At 37.9% G+C, this 243-nt stretch carries 1 protein-coding gene; it reads right to left on the minus strand.

Annotated features, from left to right (window positions below; all coding sequences use genetic code 11):
• Positions 1–228, minus strand: a 228-nt coding sequence (locus tag ACX6XY_RS30465; RefSeq protein WP_460337972.1) for a hypothetical protein, incomplete at its 3' end; no start/stop codon positions are given.
• Between the last annotated feature and the right edge of the window lie 15 nt (positions 229–243).

The raw sequence follows: 243 nt of genomic DNA on the forward strand, positions 1-243 counted from the left end.
TATCAAAATTGCGTCCTGTTTTTTATTCCAATTAGTAATATCGCTTGCAGTCACATTATTTTTTTCTGCATTAGCTTCGATTCCATTTAATTTCGTTTTGTCGCTGGCGGGCATTAATCCAGATGTAGTAGTTGTAGCCGAGTCCAAACCTTCCACAGCCGTTACATGTGTCTTCGGATAGAAAACTGTATCATCTACATTTTTTAACACTCTAATTTCAGTCGCCATCTACCACACCTACTA

It is taken from the genome of Streptomyces sp. O3, from assembly GCF_054788135.1.